At 66.8% G+C, this 16,524-nt stretch carries 12 protein-coding genes; 9 read left to right on the forward strand and 3 right to left on the reverse strand.

Annotated elements, in window-relative coordinates; genetic code table 11:
• Positions 1-26 precede the first annotated feature (26 nt).
• The 4 genes from guaB (at position 27) to hflX (ending at position 8,185) form a co-directional block, all read left to right on the forward strand.
• A complete protein-coding gene (guaB, locus tag VGK20_09160; protein HEY2774205.1) occupies positions 27-1,493 on the forward strand; it encodes an IMP dehydrogenase in 1,467 nt (488 codons plus the stop codon).
• Positions 1,494-1,636: 143 nt separating this feature from the next.
• Positions 1,637-3,187 carry a glutamine-hydrolyzing GMP synthase gene (gene guaA / locus VGK20_09165; GenBank protein ID HEY2774206.1) on the forward strand — a complete coding sequence of 517 codons (1,551 nt, stop codon included), beginning with the start codon at positions 1,637-1,639 and terminating at the stop codon, positions 3,185-3,187.
• Between the two features lie 124 nt (positions 3,188-3,311).
• Positions 3,312-6,947 carry a DNA polymerase III subunit alpha gene (dnaE, locus tag VGK20_09170; GenBank protein HEY2774207.1) on the forward strand — a complete coding sequence of 1,212 codons (3,636 nt, stop codon included), beginning with the start codon at positions 3,312-3,314 and terminating at the stop codon, positions 6,945-6,947.
• Entirely contained in the window at positions 6,923-8,185 is a 1,263-nt protein-coding gene (gene hflX / locus VGK20_09175) for a GTPase HflX (protein HEY2774208.1), read from the forward strand. Before dnaE ends, hflX begins: the two co-directional genes overlap by 25 nt.
• On the opposite strand, the gene VGK20_09180 is transcribed toward hflX, so the two are convergent.
• Entirely contained in the window at positions 8,176-8,472 is a 297-nt protein-coding gene (locus tag VGK20_09180; protein ID HEY2774209.1) for a hypothetical protein, read from the reverse strand. The genes hflX and VGK20_09180 overlap by 10 nt on opposite strands.
• 675 nt (positions 8,473-9,147) lie before the next feature.
• Here VGK20_09180 and VGK20_09185 point away from each other — a divergent pair.
• Positions 9,148-9,729, forward strand: coding sequence for a CDP-alcohol phosphatidyltransferase family protein (locus VGK20_09185; GenBank protein ID HEY2774210.1), 582 nt, complete (start codon positions 9,148-9,150; stop codon positions 9,727-9,729).
• 3 nt (positions 9,730-9,732) lie between these two features.
• Here VGK20_09185 and VGK20_09190 read toward each other — a convergent pair whose 3' ends face one another.
• Positions 9,733-10,539: an NRDE family protein gene (locus VGK20_09190; protein HEY2774211.1), complete on the reverse strand. Its 807-nt coding sequence runs from the start codon at positions 10,537-10,539 to the stop codon at positions 9,733-9,735.
• A gap of 120 nt (positions 10,540-10,659) precedes the next feature.
• On the opposite strand from VGK20_09190, the gene VGK20_09195 reads away from it, so the two are divergent.
• Positions 10,660-11,499: an aldo/keto reductase gene (locus VGK20_09195; GenBank protein HEY2774212.1), complete on the forward strand. Its 840-nt coding sequence runs from the start codon at positions 10,660-10,662 to the stop codon at positions 11,497-11,499.
• A gap of 15 nt (positions 11,500-11,514) precedes the next feature.
• Here VGK20_09195 and VGK20_09200 read toward each other — a convergent pair whose 3' ends face one another.
• On the reverse strand, positions 11,515-13,023 hold the full coding sequence (locus VGK20_09200) for a wax ester/triacylglycerol synthase family O-acyltransferase (protein HEY2774213.1): 1,509 nt from the start codon (positions 13,021-13,023) through the stop codon (positions 11,515-11,517).
• Between the two features lie 156 nt (positions 13,024-13,179).
• On the opposite strand from VGK20_09200, the gene VGK20_09205 reads away from it, so the two are divergent.
• The 3 genes from VGK20_09205 to VGK20_09215 all read left to right on the forward strand — a co-directional run bounded on the left by VGK20_09205 (position 13,180) and on the right by VGK20_09215 (position 16,249).
• Positions 13,180-13,467: a hypothetical protein gene (locus VGK20_09205; protein HEY2774214.1), complete on the forward strand. Its 288-nt coding sequence runs from the start codon at positions 13,180-13,182 to the stop codon at positions 13,465-13,467.
• Complete coding sequence (locus VGK20_09210; GenBank protein HEY2774215.1) at positions 13,464-14,723, forward strand: TIGR04053 family radical SAM/SPASM domain-containing protein; 1,260 nt, start codon at positions 13,464-13,466, stop codon at positions 14,721-14,723. Before VGK20_09205 ends, VGK20_09210 begins: the two co-directional genes overlap by 4 nt.
• Positions 14,724-14,863: 140 nt before the next feature.
• Entirely contained in the window at positions 14,864-16,249 is a 1,386-nt protein-coding gene (locus tag VGK20_09215) for an NAD(P)/FAD-dependent oxidoreductase (protein HEY2774216.1), read from the forward strand.
• Positions 16,250-16,524: the final 275 nt, after the last annotated feature.

The raw sequence follows: 16,524 nt of genomic DNA on the forward strand, positions 1-16,524 counted from the left end.
TAAAATGGAGGTCGCTACAAGGCAACATGGAAGCCTTGGACAACCTTCGCGAGGCTCTCACCTTCGACGACGTTCTGCTCGTCCCCGGTGACTCCTCGATCCTGCCCGCCCAAGCCGACGTCAGCACGAAGCTGACCCGGCGCATCTCGCTGAGCATCCCGCTGCTGAGCGCCGCCATGGACACCGTGACCGAATCGCGAATGGCGATCGCGATGGCCAGGGTCGGCGGCATCGGGTTCATCCATCGAAATCTCTCGCCCGAAGACCAGGCCGCCGAAGTGGCCCGGGTCAAGAAGAGCGAGAGCTGGATGGTGCGCGATCCGCTGACGGTAGACCCCGATGCCCCGCTGTCGGCGGCCCTCGAGCTGATGTCGCGGCACTCCATTTCCGGGCTGCCGGTCACCAAGAGCGGCCGTCTCGTCGGCATTCTGACCAATCGTGACGTGCGCTTCGAGAAGAACCTCGAGCGCCGCGTCCGCGAGCTGATGACGAGCGAGGAGCTCGTGACGACGCGCGCCGACATCACGCTCGAAGCCGCCACTGCGCTGCTGCACCGGCACCGCATCGAAAAACTTCTCGTTGTCGATGCGGCCGGCAGTCTCGTCGGCCTGATCACCGTCAAGGACATCCAGAAGTCGATCGAGTTCCCGAGCGCGAGCAAGGACGGCCTTGGCCGGCTTCTGTGCGCTGCGGCCGTCGGCGTCGGGCCCGATCGCCTCGAGCGCGTCGCGGCGCTGGTCGAGGCCGGCGTCGACGTCGTCGCCGTCGACACGGCGCACGGGCATTCGAAGAACGTGCTGGAGACAGTGGCGGAGATCAAGAAAAAATTCGCCGGTCTCGAAGTGATCGGCGGCAATGTCGCGACGGCCGAAGGTGCGCAGGCGCTGATCGACGCCGGAGCCGATGCCGTCAAGGTCGGCATGGGCGTCGGATCGATCTGCACGACGCGCATCATCTCCGGCGTCGGCATTCCGCAGCTCACTGCCGTCAGCGACGCATGCAAGGCCGCGAATCCCGCCGGAGTGCCGGTGATCGCCGACGGCGGCATCCGCTTCAGCGGCGACATCACCAAGGCACTGGCCGCCGGTGCTTCCGGGTGCATGATCGGAAGCCTGCTGGCCGGAACCGAAGAGAGCCCGGGTGAGACCGTGCTGTACCAGGGCCGCACCTACAAGGTGTACCGCGGCATGGGGTCGCTCGAGGCGATGCGCGGCGGCCAGAGCAAGGACCGCTACGCGCAGCAGGACACCGACGACATCAAGCTGGTTCCGGAAGGAATCGAGGGACGAACGCCGTTCAAAGGTGCATCAGGCGCGACGATCCACCAACTCGTCGGCGGGCTGAAGGCCGGCATGGGCTACGTCGGCGCCGCCAGCCTGGGTGAGCTTCGACGAAAGGCCGTGTTCATGCGCGTCTCCCTGGCCGGACTCAGCGAGAGCCACGTCCACGACGTCGTCATGACCAAGGAGCCGCCGAACTATCAAAGAGAGTGATCGACCCAGCGAGCTGGCGAGCGGGGTCGATATCCAAGCGCCCCAGTGAGCCGCGAGCGGGGTCGATATCCAAGCGCCACAATGAGCCAATCCATCGCGATGCCCCGACCGTGAGCTGAAAAAAACGACAAGGACCCTCGAGCTTGCAAACCGTCCTCATCCTCGACTTCGGCAGCCAGTACACCCAGCTCATCGCCCGCCGCGTGCGTGAGGCGAAGGTCTACTGCGAGATCCATCCCTGCAATCTTGCAGCCGAAAAAATCCGTGAGATCGCTCCGGCGGCCGTGATCCTCTCCGGAGGCCCGGCCAGCGTCTACGACGAAGGCGCGCCTGCGCCGGTGCCGGCTCTTCTGGGCATGGACGTACCGATGCTCGGCATCTGCTACGGCATGGGAATTCTCGGCCTGGCCGACGGCGGCGTCGTGCTGCGCTCGGATCATCGCGAGTACGGACAGGCCGATCTCACCATCGACGTCTGCGACGATCTTTTCGCCGGCTTCTCCGGCGGTGAAAAAACGTCGGTGTGGATGAGCCACGGCGACCGGCTCGAAACGCTGCCGCGCGGATGGGAGCCGATTGCGTCCAGCCCGAGTTCTCCGCTGGCCGCCATTCGCAACCGCGGCCGCCAGCGCTGGGCCGTGCAGTTCCATCCCGAAGTGGTGCACAGCCGGCGCGGCCGCGAGATCCTCGAGAACTTCCTGTTCCGCATCGCCGGGCTGTCGGCCGACTGGACGATGGACAATTACCTGGAAGCCGCGGTCTCGCGCATTCGCACGCTGGTCGGCGACGCGCAGGTCGTCTGCGGCATCAGCGGCGGCGTCGATTCGACGGTGACGGCGGCGCTGATCGAAAAAGCCGTTCCAGGCCAGCTCACCTGCGTCTTCGTCGACAACGGCCTGCTGCGCCACGGGGAAGCCGAGCAGGTCTGTGCGATGCTCGGACCCCGTTTCGGCGAGGACTTCCTGTTCGTCGACGCGTCGGATCGCTTTCTCGATGCCCTGGCCGGAATCGAAGACCCCGAGAAGAAGCGCAAGACGATCGGTCGTGTTTTCATCGAAGTGTTCGAACAGGCGTCGCTGAAGCCCCGTCACGGGCGAGCGCGCGCGACGTTCCTCGGTCAGGGTACGCTGTATCCGGACGTCATCGAGTCGGTGTCCGTCAAAGGACCGTCGGCCGTGATCAAGAGCCACCACAACGTCGGCGGGCTGCCCGAGCGCATGCACATGTCGCTGGTCGAACCGCTGCGTGAGCTGTTCAAGGACGAAGTCCGCGCACTCGGCGCGGTGCTCGGCCTGCCGCACGACTGGCTGTGGCGCCATCCGTTTCCGGGGCCCGGCCTGGCGGTGCGCGTTCTCGGACCGATCACGCGCGAGGCGCTGGCGATGCTGCGAGGCGCCGACTCGATCTTCATCGAGGAGATCCATCGCGCCGGGTTGTACGAGGAGATCTGGCAGGCTTTCGCAGTGCTGCTGCCGGTGCGCACCGTCGGGGTGCAGGGAGACTACCGCACGTACGACCTGGTGGTGGCGCTTCGCGCCATTGTCAGCGAAGACGGCATGACAGCCGACTGGTTCCGCTTCCCGCCCGACGTGCTCGCGAGGACGGCTTCGCGCATCGCCAACGAGGTCAAGGGCGTGAGCCGCGTCGTCTACGACGTCTCGACCAAGCCGCCGGCCACCGTGGAGTGGGAATGACCCCGCGAGCTGGCGAGCGGGGTCATTATCCAGACGCCACAACCGAGCGGGGTCATTATCCAGACGCCACAACCGAGCGGAGTCATTATCCAGACGCCGCAACCGAGCGTTCAAGGCCGGACGCATGAGTGACCCTCACTCAAAGCCTGCCAAACCCCACGTGCACACCGATACGTGCAGCGACGGGCTGGTCCTGCAGAAAGCCTTCGCGCACCTGCACCTGCACACCCAGTACAGCCTGCTCGACGGCGCGAACAAGATCTCGCGGCTGATGCCGCGGTTGAAGAAGCTGGGTCTCAAGTCGGTCGCGATGACCGACCATGGCAACATGTTCGGGGCCGTCGAGTTCTACAAGGCGGCGCGCAAGGAAGACCTGCGGCCCATCATCGGCTGCGAGGTCTACGTCGCGCCGCGAAGCCGGCTCGAGCGCACGGCCGTCGCGGCCAGCGACCACGAAAGGGCGGGAAACAATCACCTGATCCTGCTCGCGATGAACGCGACCGGCTATGCCAACCTCTCGCGCCTGGTGTCGCAGAGCTACAAGGACGGCTTCTACTACAAACCCCGCATCGACAAGGAAATCCTGAAGGAGTGGAACGAAGGGCTGATCTGCCTCTCGGGTTGCCTTGCCGGTGAGGTGGCCACCGCGATCACTGCCGACCGCCTCGACCGGGCCCGCGCCACCATCGAGGAATATTCCAGACTGTTCGGCGACCGCTACTACCTCGAGGTTCAGGACAACCACCTGCCCGAGCAGCGCGCCGTCAACGAAGTGCTGATCCCGTGGTCGAAGGAGATCGGCATTCCGCTGGTGGCCACCAACGACTGCCACTACCTCGAGCACGACGACCACGTCGCGCACGAGGTGCTGCTGTGCGTGCAGACCGGCAAGCGCCTGATCGACGAAGACCGCTGGAAGTTCGAGACCGACCAGCTCTACGTCAAGGGCTACGAGGACATGCTCTCGGCGTTCCCGCATGCACCGCAGGCCGTCGAGGAGACGGCGCGCCTGGCCGAGCGCTGCAACCTCGACCTTCGCTTCGGCGAGAACAAGTTTCCGGTCTACCAGGTGCCCGCGGGACGCAGTCTCGACGACGTACTCGCCGAGGATGCGCGCCGCGGCCTCGACGAAAGGCTGGCCGTGATCCGCGCCGGCGGCCGCAGCGTCGACGAGGAGCGCTACCGCGCGCGCCTCGAGTCCGAGATCGCGATGATCCAGCAGATGAAGTTCGCCGGATATTTCCTCATCGTCGCGGACTTCATCAACTGGGCCAAGGAGCAGGGCATTCCGGTGGGACCGGGCCGCGGCTCGGCGGCCGGCAGCCTGGTTTCGTACGCCATGCGGATCACCGACATCGACCCGCTTCCGTACAACCTCCTGTTCGAGCGCTTTCTCAACCCCGAGCGCGTCTCGATGCCGGATATCGACGTCGACTTCTGCTACGAGCGGCGCGAGGAGGTGCTCGACTACGTTCGCCGCAAGTACGGCGAGGACAAGGTCGCGCACATCATCACGTTCGGGACGCTGAAGGGGAAGGCCGCGCTGCGCGACGTGGGCCGCGTCCTCGATTTCACGTTCGGGGAGACCGACCGGATCTGCAAGCTGTATCCCGCGTCCAAGCAGGGGCGCGACGTGCCGCTCGAGGAAGCGCTCGAGATGGAGCCCAAGCTGCGCGAGCTGCGCGATTCGGGCGAGCGCGAAGGCAAGCTCTTCGAGTACGCGATCAAGCTCGAAGGCCTGGCCCGCCACGTTTCCAAGCACGCCGCGGGAATCGTGATCTCGGACAGGCCGCTGGTCGAGGACGTGCCGCTGTTCGTCGACAAGGACGGCACGGTAATCACGCAGTTCTCCGGGCCCGACGTCGAGGCCATCGGCCTGATCAAGTTCGACTTTCTCGGGCTGAAAACGCTGACCCTGATCGCCGATGCCGTTCGCCGCGTGCACGAAACCACCGGGGCCAGCATCGACATGGCGGCGCTGCCGCTGGACGACCCGGCACCGTACCGGCTGGTGCAGCGCGGCGACACGATCGGGATCTTCCAGCTCGAAAGCGGCGGCATGCGCAAGATCCTCACGCGCATGAAGCCGAGCTGCTTCGAGGACCTGATCGCCGCACTCGCACTGTACCGTCCGGGCCCCCTCGACAGCGGCATGGTCGACCAGTACATCGAGCGCAAGAACGGCAAGACCCCGGTGCGCTACCTCGATCCATGCCTGGAGCCGGTGCTGCGCGACACCTACGGCGTCATCGTCTACCAGGAACAGGTGATGCAGATCGCGCAGGTCTACTCGGGCTACACCCTCGGGCAGGCCGACACGTTGCGCAAGGTCATGGGCAAGAAGAAGCTCGAGGACATGCGGCGCGAGAAGGAAATCTTCCTCGAGAGGGCGAGGGTCGCCAGCCGTCCCGAGCACGTCTCGGTCGAGCTGTTCGAGCAGATGGAGACTTTCGGCGCCTACGGCTTCAACAAATCGCACTCGGCCGCTTACGCGATGGTCACTTACCAGACCGCGTGGCTGAAGGCGCACTATCCGAAGGAGTTCCTTGCGGCGCTGCTGACGCTCGAGATGGGATCGGCCGACCGCACGTACAAGAACCTCGCCGATGCGCGCGAGCACGGCGTGCGCGTGCTGCCTCCCGACGTGAACGAAAGCCAGGAAGGGTTCACCGTCATCACCTCGGGCATCCGCTTCGGCCTCGGCGCGGTCAAGGGCGTCGGCCAGAAGGCCGTGGAGCTGATCACGCAGGCCCGCCTCGAAGGCCAGTTCCGCAGTCTCGGGGATTTCTGCCTTCGCGCGAGCGGCTCGCAGGTGACCAGGCGCATCATCGAGAGTCTCATCAAGGCGGGCGCGATGGCCAGCATCGATCCTTCGCGGGCGCGGCTGCTGGCGGGAATCGAGGCGGCGACGGGCTGGGCCGAGCGCGTTCGCGAGGACCTGGTGAGCGGGCAGATCGGCCTGTTCGGCGGCGGGGGCGGCGGGACCCAGCCCGAACCGGCGCTTCCGAACGTTGCCGAGTACGAAGCCCTGGAGGTGCTGGCGTTCGAGCACGACGCGGTCGGATTCTTCATTTCCGGCCATCCTCTCGAGCGGTACCTTCACGACCTGGAGTGGCTGAAGGCGACGCCGATCGGCGAGCTGGAGTCGGGGCGCGACGGAGCGACGGTCAGGGTGGCGGGGGTCACGAACACGATTCAGCGAAAAAACAGCAAGAAGGGCGAGCGCTATGCGACGTTCAACATCGAGGATCGCGACGGACTGGTGGAAGTCATCGCGTGGCCCGACTGCTACCGCCGCTGCGAGACCGCGATCGTCGGACGCGAGCCGGTTGTCATCGTCGGGCGACTCGAGCTCGGGGAAGCTACGGGCGTCGACGCGGAGTATGAAGAGGGGGCACCGGACTACTCGCGCAAGGCGCAGGTCATCGCGGACCTCGTGCTGCCGCTGCCGGAGGCGCGCTGCAAGTCCACCGACAAGATCACGCTGCGCGTCGATTCCGATCGGCTGCCCGAGACGATTGTCTCGTCGCTCGGCTCCCAGTTTCGCCGATATCCGGGAAAATGCAGGCCCTACCTTCTGATCCGTCGCGACGGCGTCGCCGAAACCGAGGTCGAACTGCCGCAGGACCTGGCGGTCGAGCCGAACGACCGGCTGCTGCAGGCGATTTTCGCGCTTCTCGGCGAGGGGTCGATCGAGTTGCGCGGCGTGCTCGAGGAGCCGCAGCGGGAGCAACGGTGGAACACGAGACACGCCTCGTAGCCGAGCGCGCAGTGCTCGTGTGGGCGGGGCACGACGCGACGCACGCGGCCGAGTCGCTCGACGAGCTCGCGCTGCTCTCCGCTACTGCCGGCGTCGAGGTCGTCGCGCGTCTGTCGCAGCAGATGAAGCGCCTGTCGGCCGCCACGCGCATCGGAAGCGGCAAGGTCGACGAGCTGAAGAGCACGGTGGCCGAGACCACCGCCGACGTGGTGATCTTCGATGATCCGCTGACGCCTGCGCAGCGGCGCAACCTCGAGAAGATCCTCGAGATCAAGGTGCTCGACCGCAGCCAGCTCATCCTGGACATCTTCGCGCTGCGTGCGCAGACCCGCGCCGGCCAGCTGCAGGTGGAGCTGGCCCAGCTCCAGTACATGCTGCCGCGCCTGACGCGCGCGTGGAGTCACTTGTCGCGCATGAAGGCCGGCGTCGGCACGCGCGGACCCGGCGAAACCCAGCTCGAGTCCGACCGTCGCCAGGTGCGCGACAGGATCGAGAAACTGCACGATCGCCTCGAGGAAGTGGACCGCACGCGCAAGCTCAATCGCCGCGAGCGCGAGGCGGTGCCGTATCCGATCGTCGCGCTGGTCGGCTATACGAACGCCGGCAAATCGTCGCTGATGAACCGGCTGACGGAGGCCGGCGTCTACGTCGCCGACCAGCTTTTCGCGACGCTGGACACGACGACGCGGCGCCTGGTGCTGCCGTCGGGACGCGTCGTGATGCTCGTCGACACGGTGGGTTTCGTCTCCAAGCTGCCGCACGAGCTGGTCGCCGCATTCAAGGGAACGCTGGAGCAGGTCGTCGAGGCGGATCTCGTCGTGCACGTGGTCGATGCCGCTTCACCGGATCTCGACGGCCGGCGCACCGTCGTCGAAGGAATCCTCGGCGAGCTCGGTGCTGCCGGCAGGCCGCGGCTTCTCGTCTACAACAAGCGCGACCTGGCAGCTGCTGCAGAGCCGCCGCCGGGAGCGATCGGCGTCTCGGCGCGAACCGGCGATGGTTTCGGTGCGCTGCTCGAGGCTTTCGACAACGCGTTCGCTCCGGTCGAGGAAAAACTCGCGATCGTCGTGCCGCACGGCGACGGGCGTACTCGCGCATGGCTGCATCGCAACGGCCGCGTCGTCGAAGAAAGCGAGCAGGCGGACGGCACCAGAGTGATCGTGTGGCTCAGCCGCAAGTCGGCGGGTCAGCTCGAGCAGATGATCCGTGCGTCCGGATACCCGGTCCGTCATTTTTGAGCGGGCGCGGCCGGCGGTGCGCTCGTTTCCATGACCGGAACCGGCCCGTGGAGCTTCTCCAACTCGTCCCACGTGTCGTAGATTTCGACGAGAGAATGACCATCCCAGACGTAGTAGGCGGTATAGTCCCCCTTCTCGATAACGTAGAGCGCGGAGTGCTCGTTGCACTGAAGACCAGAGCATGACGCTGGATCGGTCTCGAACAGACGACTATCGGGCCTGAATGATGCTTCGCCCATCGTTTCGACCGGAAGGAGGTACGGAACTCCAGTGTCGGCGTCGATCAAAGCCCACTGCTGGCATGGGGAGCCACAGCCCCAATCCAAGACGACGTAGTGTCCCGCAAAATTGACCGGGGTACTCTGGTAACCATACCTGATGACGGTGCGAAATTCCCAGGGCGGTGTGCCCCGTCGCAGCTGTAGAGCTGCTTTAGGACCGACTTTCCGCTCCGACGGATAGTCTTCAAACCTCGGCGGGTGAAGAGCCTCAGGAGCTCGTTGCGCAGCAGCGCACGCGCAACTCATCATCACAGCGCTCGCTACGGCATATCGGATCGAGTTCTTCATTCGGTGCGGCAAGCTCTCTGGTTGAAGCGCGGCCGTTCCTCTCCGTCAGAATGTTCGCTGATCGGCGGCGGGAATGGAATTCGTCCATCCCGCAGCCGATCCGACAGGTCCGCAATCAAAGCGCCGAGTCGCTGGTCGTGGCCCCGACATCGCCACCTGCGGCAGCGGAACCTGACCGATGACCGCGAAGCACCTGACGATGAGTCGGCTGCAGGTGGCCGCATTCGGACGCGCACGAGGCTCGTGGCATGAGCTATGCCCGGGAAGGCGGAAGTTGGCGCGGTTGGAAATGGGAAACCCCAGGTTTATCAGCCCCTTAGGCCCTCGTGTGCCGGCGGGCGCGGAATGGGCTACGGGTGGTCGAGGTTTGCCGCACGGCGGCGTTGACGAAACATGGAAGCCCCCGATCCCAATGCTGCGATGTTCAACATCCCGAACATCCTGACGCTGGCGCGCATCCTGGCCGTGCCGCTGTTCCTCTCGCTGCTCGTCGAAGGACAGAACGACGCGGCGCTGGCGGTGTTCATCGCTGCCGGCATCACCGATGCGATCGACGGCATGATCGCGCGTATGTGGAACCTTCGCACCGAGCTCGGCGCGCACATGGATCCGCTTGCCGACAAGCTGCTCGTCGTCAGCTCCTTCATCGCGCTCGGGATCATGGGGCTGGTGCCGAGGCCGCTCATGATCGTCGTCATCACCCGCGACGTCGTGATCCTCGGAGGTTTCCTGCTGACGGCGGCCGTCGTCGGCAAGTCGATGGAGATGGCACCGTCCCTCTCGGGAAAGCTGACGACGTTCACGCAGCTGTTGTCCGTGACGCTGGTGCTGCTCGACCAGGCCACGTGGTGCGACATCCCGCACGTGTGGCTGAACGTCGTGTTCGTGGCCACGGGACTGGCCAGCTTCGTGTCGGGTAGCGGTTACGTGCTGCGCGGCATGCGTTGGTACGCGGCGTCCGGGCCGGAGGCCTGAGCCTCAAAGACCGATCGCGCGCGGCACTTCGACGAACTGCGCCTTGCACGGCGGTCCATCGGCGTGGAAATAACGCACGTGGCCCGTCGGATCGACGAAGATCATCGAGGAGGAGCGAGTGCCGTAATCGGCGACGTGCACGCAGATCTTCGAGAACGCGGCCGCGCCTCCGACGGCGCGTAGCGCGGGGTCTTCTTCGAAGCCAGGCTCCAGTCCGGCCTCGTGGCTCGACAGCACGAAGGCAAGGGCAGGCACCGCCTCGGCGACGTCGGCGCCGCTGCGGAGCAGCGGTGCAACGGCATCGAAACGCCGCGTCGCGCCGGCCAGGCGCGGGCAGCGCGGGTCGTTGACGTCCAGGTTCGTCAGCACCGACAGTCCCGCGTCGAGGCTGACCCGGCGCACGCCAATCCCGTTGTCGACGACGCACGCACCGCCCAGATCGGCCACGAAGAGGTTGAATCCCCCGTAGCGCGCGGCTTCGCGCGCGTCGAGGCTCGCGAAAAAATCGTCGAGGTTCGGCGACGCGAGCGCGTCCACGCAAAGGAGGCCCCGCGAGCGCTCACCGGGCCCCGATGCAGGCTTGTCGGCGGCAGGACGCCGGTTGAGCAGCCCGACGATCCTGCCGGAGCCGTCGACGCGGCAGCCGAGCCAGGTGCCGCCCGCTACCAGGTCGCGTCCTGCAACGATTCCCCGCGGGGAGGGCCACGCAGATGGCGGCGCGGCGGCACGCCCGAGGAACTCGTCGCGATTGGCGGCGACGATCAGCGGATAGCGCGGCGAGACGTTGCGATACAGCGCCAGCGTGCACACGCGCGGACCTTAACGACGCCGCCGCAAAAGGGGAATCGCGACAGCGCAGCGAGGCGCCGCGGCGGAAAAGGGCGGGCCGGCGTCCTGTGCGGCCGCGGCGAACGCTGCTAGAAGAGTCCCATGCGCCTGCGCTTCTTCGGCAGCACCGGTGTTGCCGTGCCCGTCGTCGGCCAGGGCACGTGGCGCATCAGCACGCGCAGCGGGCGCAGCGCGGTCGCTGCGCTCGGTCGCGGTCTCGACCGGGGGATGACCCACATCGACACCGCCGAGATGTACGACGACGCCGAGGTCGTGATCGCCGAGGCGATCGGCGCGCGCCGCGACGAGGTGTTCCTCGTCTCCAAGGTATTGCCTGACCACGCTTCGACGGCAGGCGTCGTGGGCGCCTGCGAACACTCGCTGTCGCGCCTGAAGACCGATCGCCTCGACTGCTATCTCCTCCACTGGCGAGGCCGTCATCCGCTGGAGGATACGATCGCAGGCTTCGAGCGGCTCGTGCAGGACGGGAAGATCGTTTCGTGGGGAGTCAGCAATTTCGACGTGCGCGATCTCGACGAAGCGCTTGCGATCGCCGGCCCCGGCCGCATTGCGTGCAACCAGGTGCTCTATCACCTCGAGGAGCGCAGCATCGAGCACGGCGTGATTCCGTGGTGCGAGGCCAACGCAGTTGCTGTCGTCGCGTACACCCCGTTCGGGCCCGATCGATTTCCTGCTCCGTCCTCGCCGGGAGGGCGGGCGCTGGCGAAAGTGGCGACGCGCATCGGCGCAACGCCGCGCCAGGTGGCGCTGGCGTTCCTTACGCGCGAATCGTCGATGTTCGCGATCCCGAAGTCCGCCAGCTCCGTGCACACGGCCGAGAACGCCGGTGCCGGCGACATCGTGCTTTCGGACGACGATGCGCAGCGGATCGATGCCGCGTTTCCCGTCGGCGCGCGGCGCTCCAGTCTCGCGATGCTGTAACGATCGGCGGCCCCGTCAGCCTGGAACGGCCGCGCGCTCGAGATCCACCGCAGCGACTCGTCGCGTTTTCCTCTGGCCGTCCGGCGTCGACGCTGCGGGTGCCTCGTCGAGGCGAGCCTTGCTGACACGCACCTCCGCGGCCGCGCAAAGCTCGTGGAATGCGTGCCGGATGCCTTCGACAAGGTCATGAATGTCGGGAACGACGTCGCGATCGGCGCTGAAGCCCCAGCACAGCTTCCCGTCGTAGCTGAGCAGCGCGATTCCGACTCCCTGGTGGCCGAACAGCGGCACCAGCGGATAGCTCGCGACCATCGGTGCGCCGAGCAGGTAGAGCGGGAACTGCGGTCCGGGGACGTTGGTGACGACCATGTTGTACGCGCGGCTGCTCTCGATGGTCGAGGCAAACCTGGCGAGCATCGTCGGGAACAGCTCGTCGGCCAGTTGCTCGAGTACCTCGGTGCCGTGCACAGGTGCCGCATCCTTGTGGCTCCTGGTCGACGCGCGCACCAGCGCAAGGCGCGCCAGCGGGTCGCGTTCGGCTACCGGCAGCTCGGCCATCATCGCCGAGACGAAGTTGCCTCCACTGTTGCCTCTCTGCGACGTGTGGATGCCGACCGGACAGAACGTCCGGAACAGGAACGACGGATCGAGCTCGACGCCGCGATTGTCGAGGTAGCCGCGCAGCCCGCCGGCGACCGATGCCAGCACGATGTCGTTGATGGTGCCGCCGAGGCGGTTCTTCACGGCCTTGACCTGCTCGAGCTCGAAGCAGAGCCAGTCGAAGCGGCGGTGGCTGCCGATCGGCCGGTTGAGCGGCGTCTCCGAAGCCGCCTGCACCGCGGCGGCCGTGGTTTCATACAGCGCGCTGGCCAGGTCGCGCGTGTTCTTCCACATTCCTGCAGGGTCGCCGGCAATTGCGCGCGCGGCGCGGATCGGCAGCGTCAGGCGGCGCAGCGCAGCATCGCGCACCAGGTCCAGCGACGATGGCGCGCGCCGGGGCCGCCAGCGCGGCGGCTCCTCGATCGACGCATCGTCATCGGCCCGCAGCAGCACTGCGAGGAAGTCGGCGCCGGCCAGGCCGTCGATCATGCAGTGGTGGGTTTTTGCGATCACCGCGAAGCGGTCCTGCTCGAGACCTTCGACGACCCACAACTCCCACAGCGGTTTGCCGCGATCGAGCTGCTGCGAATTGATCCAGCCCGCCAGGCGCTTGAGCTCCCTGTCGCAGCCCGGGCGCGGAAGGCTCAGGTGGCGGACGTGGTAACGGATGTCGAATTGGTCGTCATCGACCCACACCGGATGGCCTTCGAGCGGGATGTGCGCGATGTGCTGGCGATAACGGGGAAGCAGGTGAAGTCGCGAGTCGACGTAGGCGCGCATGCGGTCGATGTCGATGCCGCCGCCGGCGGTGTGCAGCGGACCGCACTCGAAGATGCAGGTGGCGCCGACGTGCATGTGGGTGTTGCGGTCCTCGATGTCGAGGAAAGACCGGTCGAGCGCCGTAAGCCGCGAATAAGTCGTCATTGGTCCGCCTCCTTCCGATCGGATCGATGCGACGGCGTCCCCGGCCGCCACCCGTGGCCGTCCCGCAGTCGACGGGACGTGCCTGGGCCGTTTCGAGATTTGGTCGCCTAGGGAAAAGCAGAAAACATGCCACCGGGCGTGGCGATGGCTCGTGACGTGGAACTGCATCTTTGCGGCCTCGGCGTCGGAAGCGTTCTTCGTCCTGTTCTCAATTCCGCGACGGACCTCCGGCTGGTTTATCATTTCGTGGAAAGTTGGAGCGGCGCAGTGAGGAAGTCGCGCATCCGGCGCGGGCGGCGGATCGCGCATTTTGCGCTGCCGGCGTTACAACTGCCGGTCGTCATGCGCGCCGGCATTGCCCTGCAATCGATGCCGATGCTCCGGCCGCGTCGCACGGCTCCGCGTCGCGGGGATGGCACGAATGATGCTCATTGCCCCGCATGACGGAATCGCCGACTCCGGGGCCGCGCCCCGCCGCGCCGCGGGCAGCTTTCGACCGCGGCCCGATCGTCGCGTTCTACGAGGCTACCCAGGCCTGCGATCTCGTGTGCACCCATTGCCGGGCCTGCGCGCAGCCCAAGCGCAGCGCGCGAGAGCTGTCCGCCGGCGAGTCCAAGCTGCTGCTCGAGGACCTGCGCCGCTTTGCGGTGCCTCCGCTCGTCGTGTTGACCGGCGGCGACCCGATGAAGCGGCCCGACATCTTCGATCTCGTCGCACACGGCACCGGCATCGGCCTCTCGATGGCCATGACGCCGTCGGCCACGCCGCTCGTCACGCGCCAGGCGCTGCGACGGCTGGCCGAATGCGGGCTGGCGCGCCTCGCCGTCAGTATCGACGGTGCAGGCGCGGCCAGCCACGACGGCCTGCGCGGCGTGCCCGGCAGCTTTGCGCGAAGCCTGGAGATCCTGCGCGACGCGCGCGAATACGGGTTGTCGCTGCAGGTGAACACGACGGTCCATTCGGGCAACGCCGGCGAGCTTTCGCAGCTGGCGGCGCTGCTGGACGGCTATTCGATCGCGCTCTGGTCGGTGTTCTTCCTCGTGCCGGTGGGAAGGGCTGCTGCGGACGCACGCATCCGTCCCGCCGAGTACGAAACGATCTTCGCGCTGCTCGAGCGCGAGTCGGCGTGGCACAAGTACGCGATCAAGACCACCGAGGCGCCGCATTACCGCCGCTTCGTGATGCAGAAGCACGAGAAGAAGACGGCCGCCGGCGCGGCGGCCCCTGGCGACGGTCTCGATCGCTCCATTCCCGCGATGTCCCCGTCGTCCACGATGTCGTTCATGAGTGCACCCGGCATGGCGGGCACCAACGACGGAAACGGCGTCGTGTTCATCGGGCACACGGGCCTGATTCATCCGAGCGGATTTCTTCCGCTTGCCTGCGGCCGTTTTCCCGAACGGTCGGTCGTCGACGTCTACCAGCAGCACGGACTGATGAAGGCGCTGCGCGACTGCGACCACTTCGCCGGCAAGTGCGGTGTCTGCGATTACCGCCACGTGTGCGGAGGCTCGCGTGCGCGCAGCTTCGCGCTTACCGGCGACGCGTTCGGCTCCGATCCCGACTGCGTCTACCAGCCGCCCGCGTGGAAACAGATGCGTGCGGCGACGTTGGCTGCCGCTCGCGCAGCGTCCGCCAACGAGGCGCCGCCCTCTGCGCCGCCATTCGACGAGCCGTCGCCGCCGACAGGCCGGCCGTAGGGCGCGGCAGGTTGCGCGCAGCTTGCGCAGAGGCGGCGCGGAGACTGCGCAGAGCTTGCGAAGGGGAAGGGCGGTAGGCTCGGTACCTCGGCCCGTGTAGTGTCGGCGCGGCGGCAGCGACGCTGCTGTCGGGTACTCTCATGGACCGCGCAAGCTGCGATGTCGCGATCATCGGTGCCGGCGTCTCCGGCCTGGCCGCTGCCGACCTGCTGGTCGAGCACGGCCTCGACGTCGTGGTGCTCGAGGCGCGCTCGCGCCTCGGCGGAAGGATCCACACGAGGTTCGATTTTGCCGCCGTGCCGATCGAGCTCGGCGCCGAGTTCGTGCACGGTCGCCATCCGGAATTGATGCAGCGGATCGGCGAGTGTTCGCTGCACCTCGTCGAAAGGCGGTTCCGGCCCCTTGGTCTCCAGGACGGCCGCGATGTGACCAACCTGCGCGCGTGGGACCGCGTGTTCCACGCGCTGGCGGATCCCGACGCTCCCGACGTCCCGATCTCGCTACGCATCGAGGAGCTCGTCGCGCGCGAGGGATGGTCGGACGCCGAAGCCAGGCGCCTTCGCTCCTATGTCGAAGGATACATGGCCGCCGAAGTCGAACGCGCCAGCGCTCGGGCGCTCTCGCAGGAAGTACGTGCCGCCAGTCGCATCGAGGACGAGCACAACGCTTCGATCCTCGAGGGCTACGAGGTGCTGGTGCGCCATCTGGCACGCCTCCTCGACCCTGTTCGCGTGGGCCTCGAGACCGTTGCCCGCCGCATTCGCTGGTCGGCGGGTGCGGCAACCATCGAAGCGACCAGCGGCACTGCAGGCGCGAACAGCTCCCTCCAGGCGTCTGCCGTGGTCGTGACGGTGCCGCTTCCTTTTTTGCAGCTCGACCGAGCGGATCCGCGCGCGCTCGCCTTTGAGCCTGCAGTGCCGCAGATCGAAGCGGCAGCGCGAAAGCTGGCGATGGGCAATGTCGTCAAGCTGTTCCTGCGTTTCCGAATCCCACTTGCCGAGCTTGCGGGCCTCGATGCCTCGCTTCGCGGCGCGCTCGAGCAGGCGCGCTTTCTTCAGACCGCGGGCAATCCGGTGCCTATGTGGTGGGTCGTGGGTTCCCAGCAGGAGCCCGTGCTCGTCGGCTGGATCGGGGGACCGGCGGCCGATCGTCTCTCGGCGCTGTCGCCGGCTGCGATCGTCATGGCGGGAATCGATACGCTCGCACGGGCGCTCGGGATCGATCCAGCCGTTGTCACCGCTGTCGTTGCCGACAGCGCCGTCGCGGACTGGCTGCACGACCCGTGGGCGCTTGGCGCGTACTCGTGGATCCCGGCCGGCGCGCTGGATGCGCCGGCGATGCTGGCCGCCCCGATCGCTGCAACGCTGTATTTCGCCGGAGAGGCAACCGACACGGCCGGCTACCGCGGCACGGTGCACGGCGCGCTCGAAACGGGACTGCGTGCCGCGCGGCAGATCCTTGCGGAGCGCGCAATCGCGACGAAGCCGGCTGCCGTCGGTGGTGTGCTGCCCGAAACAGCCGGGTGAGAACGGACTCACACCGCCGCGTCGCGGCGCGCCTGGTGGCGCCGTTCAAACATTGTCCTTGCCGCAGGGCTGCCGATGCCTTGGCGTTCCCGGTTTCCCACCCTTTCAGGGGGGAGCCACTGCCCCGGCAATGAGTGACCCCCGACTGCTCCAGAGACACTGCTCCACAGGGTGTGCGATTTCATTTTCCGGAGTGAGTACCCCCAGAAGGCGAAACCCTCTCATTTCTGCAAGGGTAGCGGGGGGTGATTTTCCCGATTTCGAGAAAGTGGCCT

Source organism: Candidatus Binatia bacterium, assembly GCA_036493895.1.
Taxonomy (GTDB): domain Bacteria; phylum Desulfobacterota; class Binatia; order UBA1149; family CAITLU01; genus DATNBU01.

Bases quoted from the DNA above. Each gene is read 5' to 3' on its own strand.
- guaB (HEY2774205.1), top strand. From the start codon at position 27: ATGGAAGCCTTGGACAACCTTCGCGAGGCTCTCACCTTCGACGACGTT.
- dnaE (HEY2774207.1), top strand. From the start codon at position 3,312: ATGAGTGACCCTCACTCAAAGCCTGCCAAACCCCACGTGCACACCGAT.
- VGK20_09185 (HEY2774210.1), top strand. From the start codon at position 9,148: ATGGAAGCCCCCGATCCCAATGCTGCGATGTTCAACATCCCGAACATC.
- VGK20_09195 (HEY2774212.1), top strand. From the start codon at position 10,660: ATGCGCCTGCGCTTCTTCGGCAGCACCGGTGTTGCCGTGCCCGTCGTC.
- VGK20_09200 (HEY2774213.1), bottom strand. From the start codon at position 13,023: ATGACGACTTATTCGCGGCTTACGGCGCTCGACCGGTCTTTCCTCGAC.
- VGK20_09210 (HEY2774215.1), top strand. From the start codon at position 13,464: ATGACGGAATCGCCGACTCCGGGGCCGCGCCCCGCCGCGCCGCGGGCA.
- VGK20_09215 (HEY2774216.1), top strand. From the start codon at position 14,864: ATGGACCGCGCAAGCTGCGATGTCGCGATCATCGGTGCCGGCGTCTCC.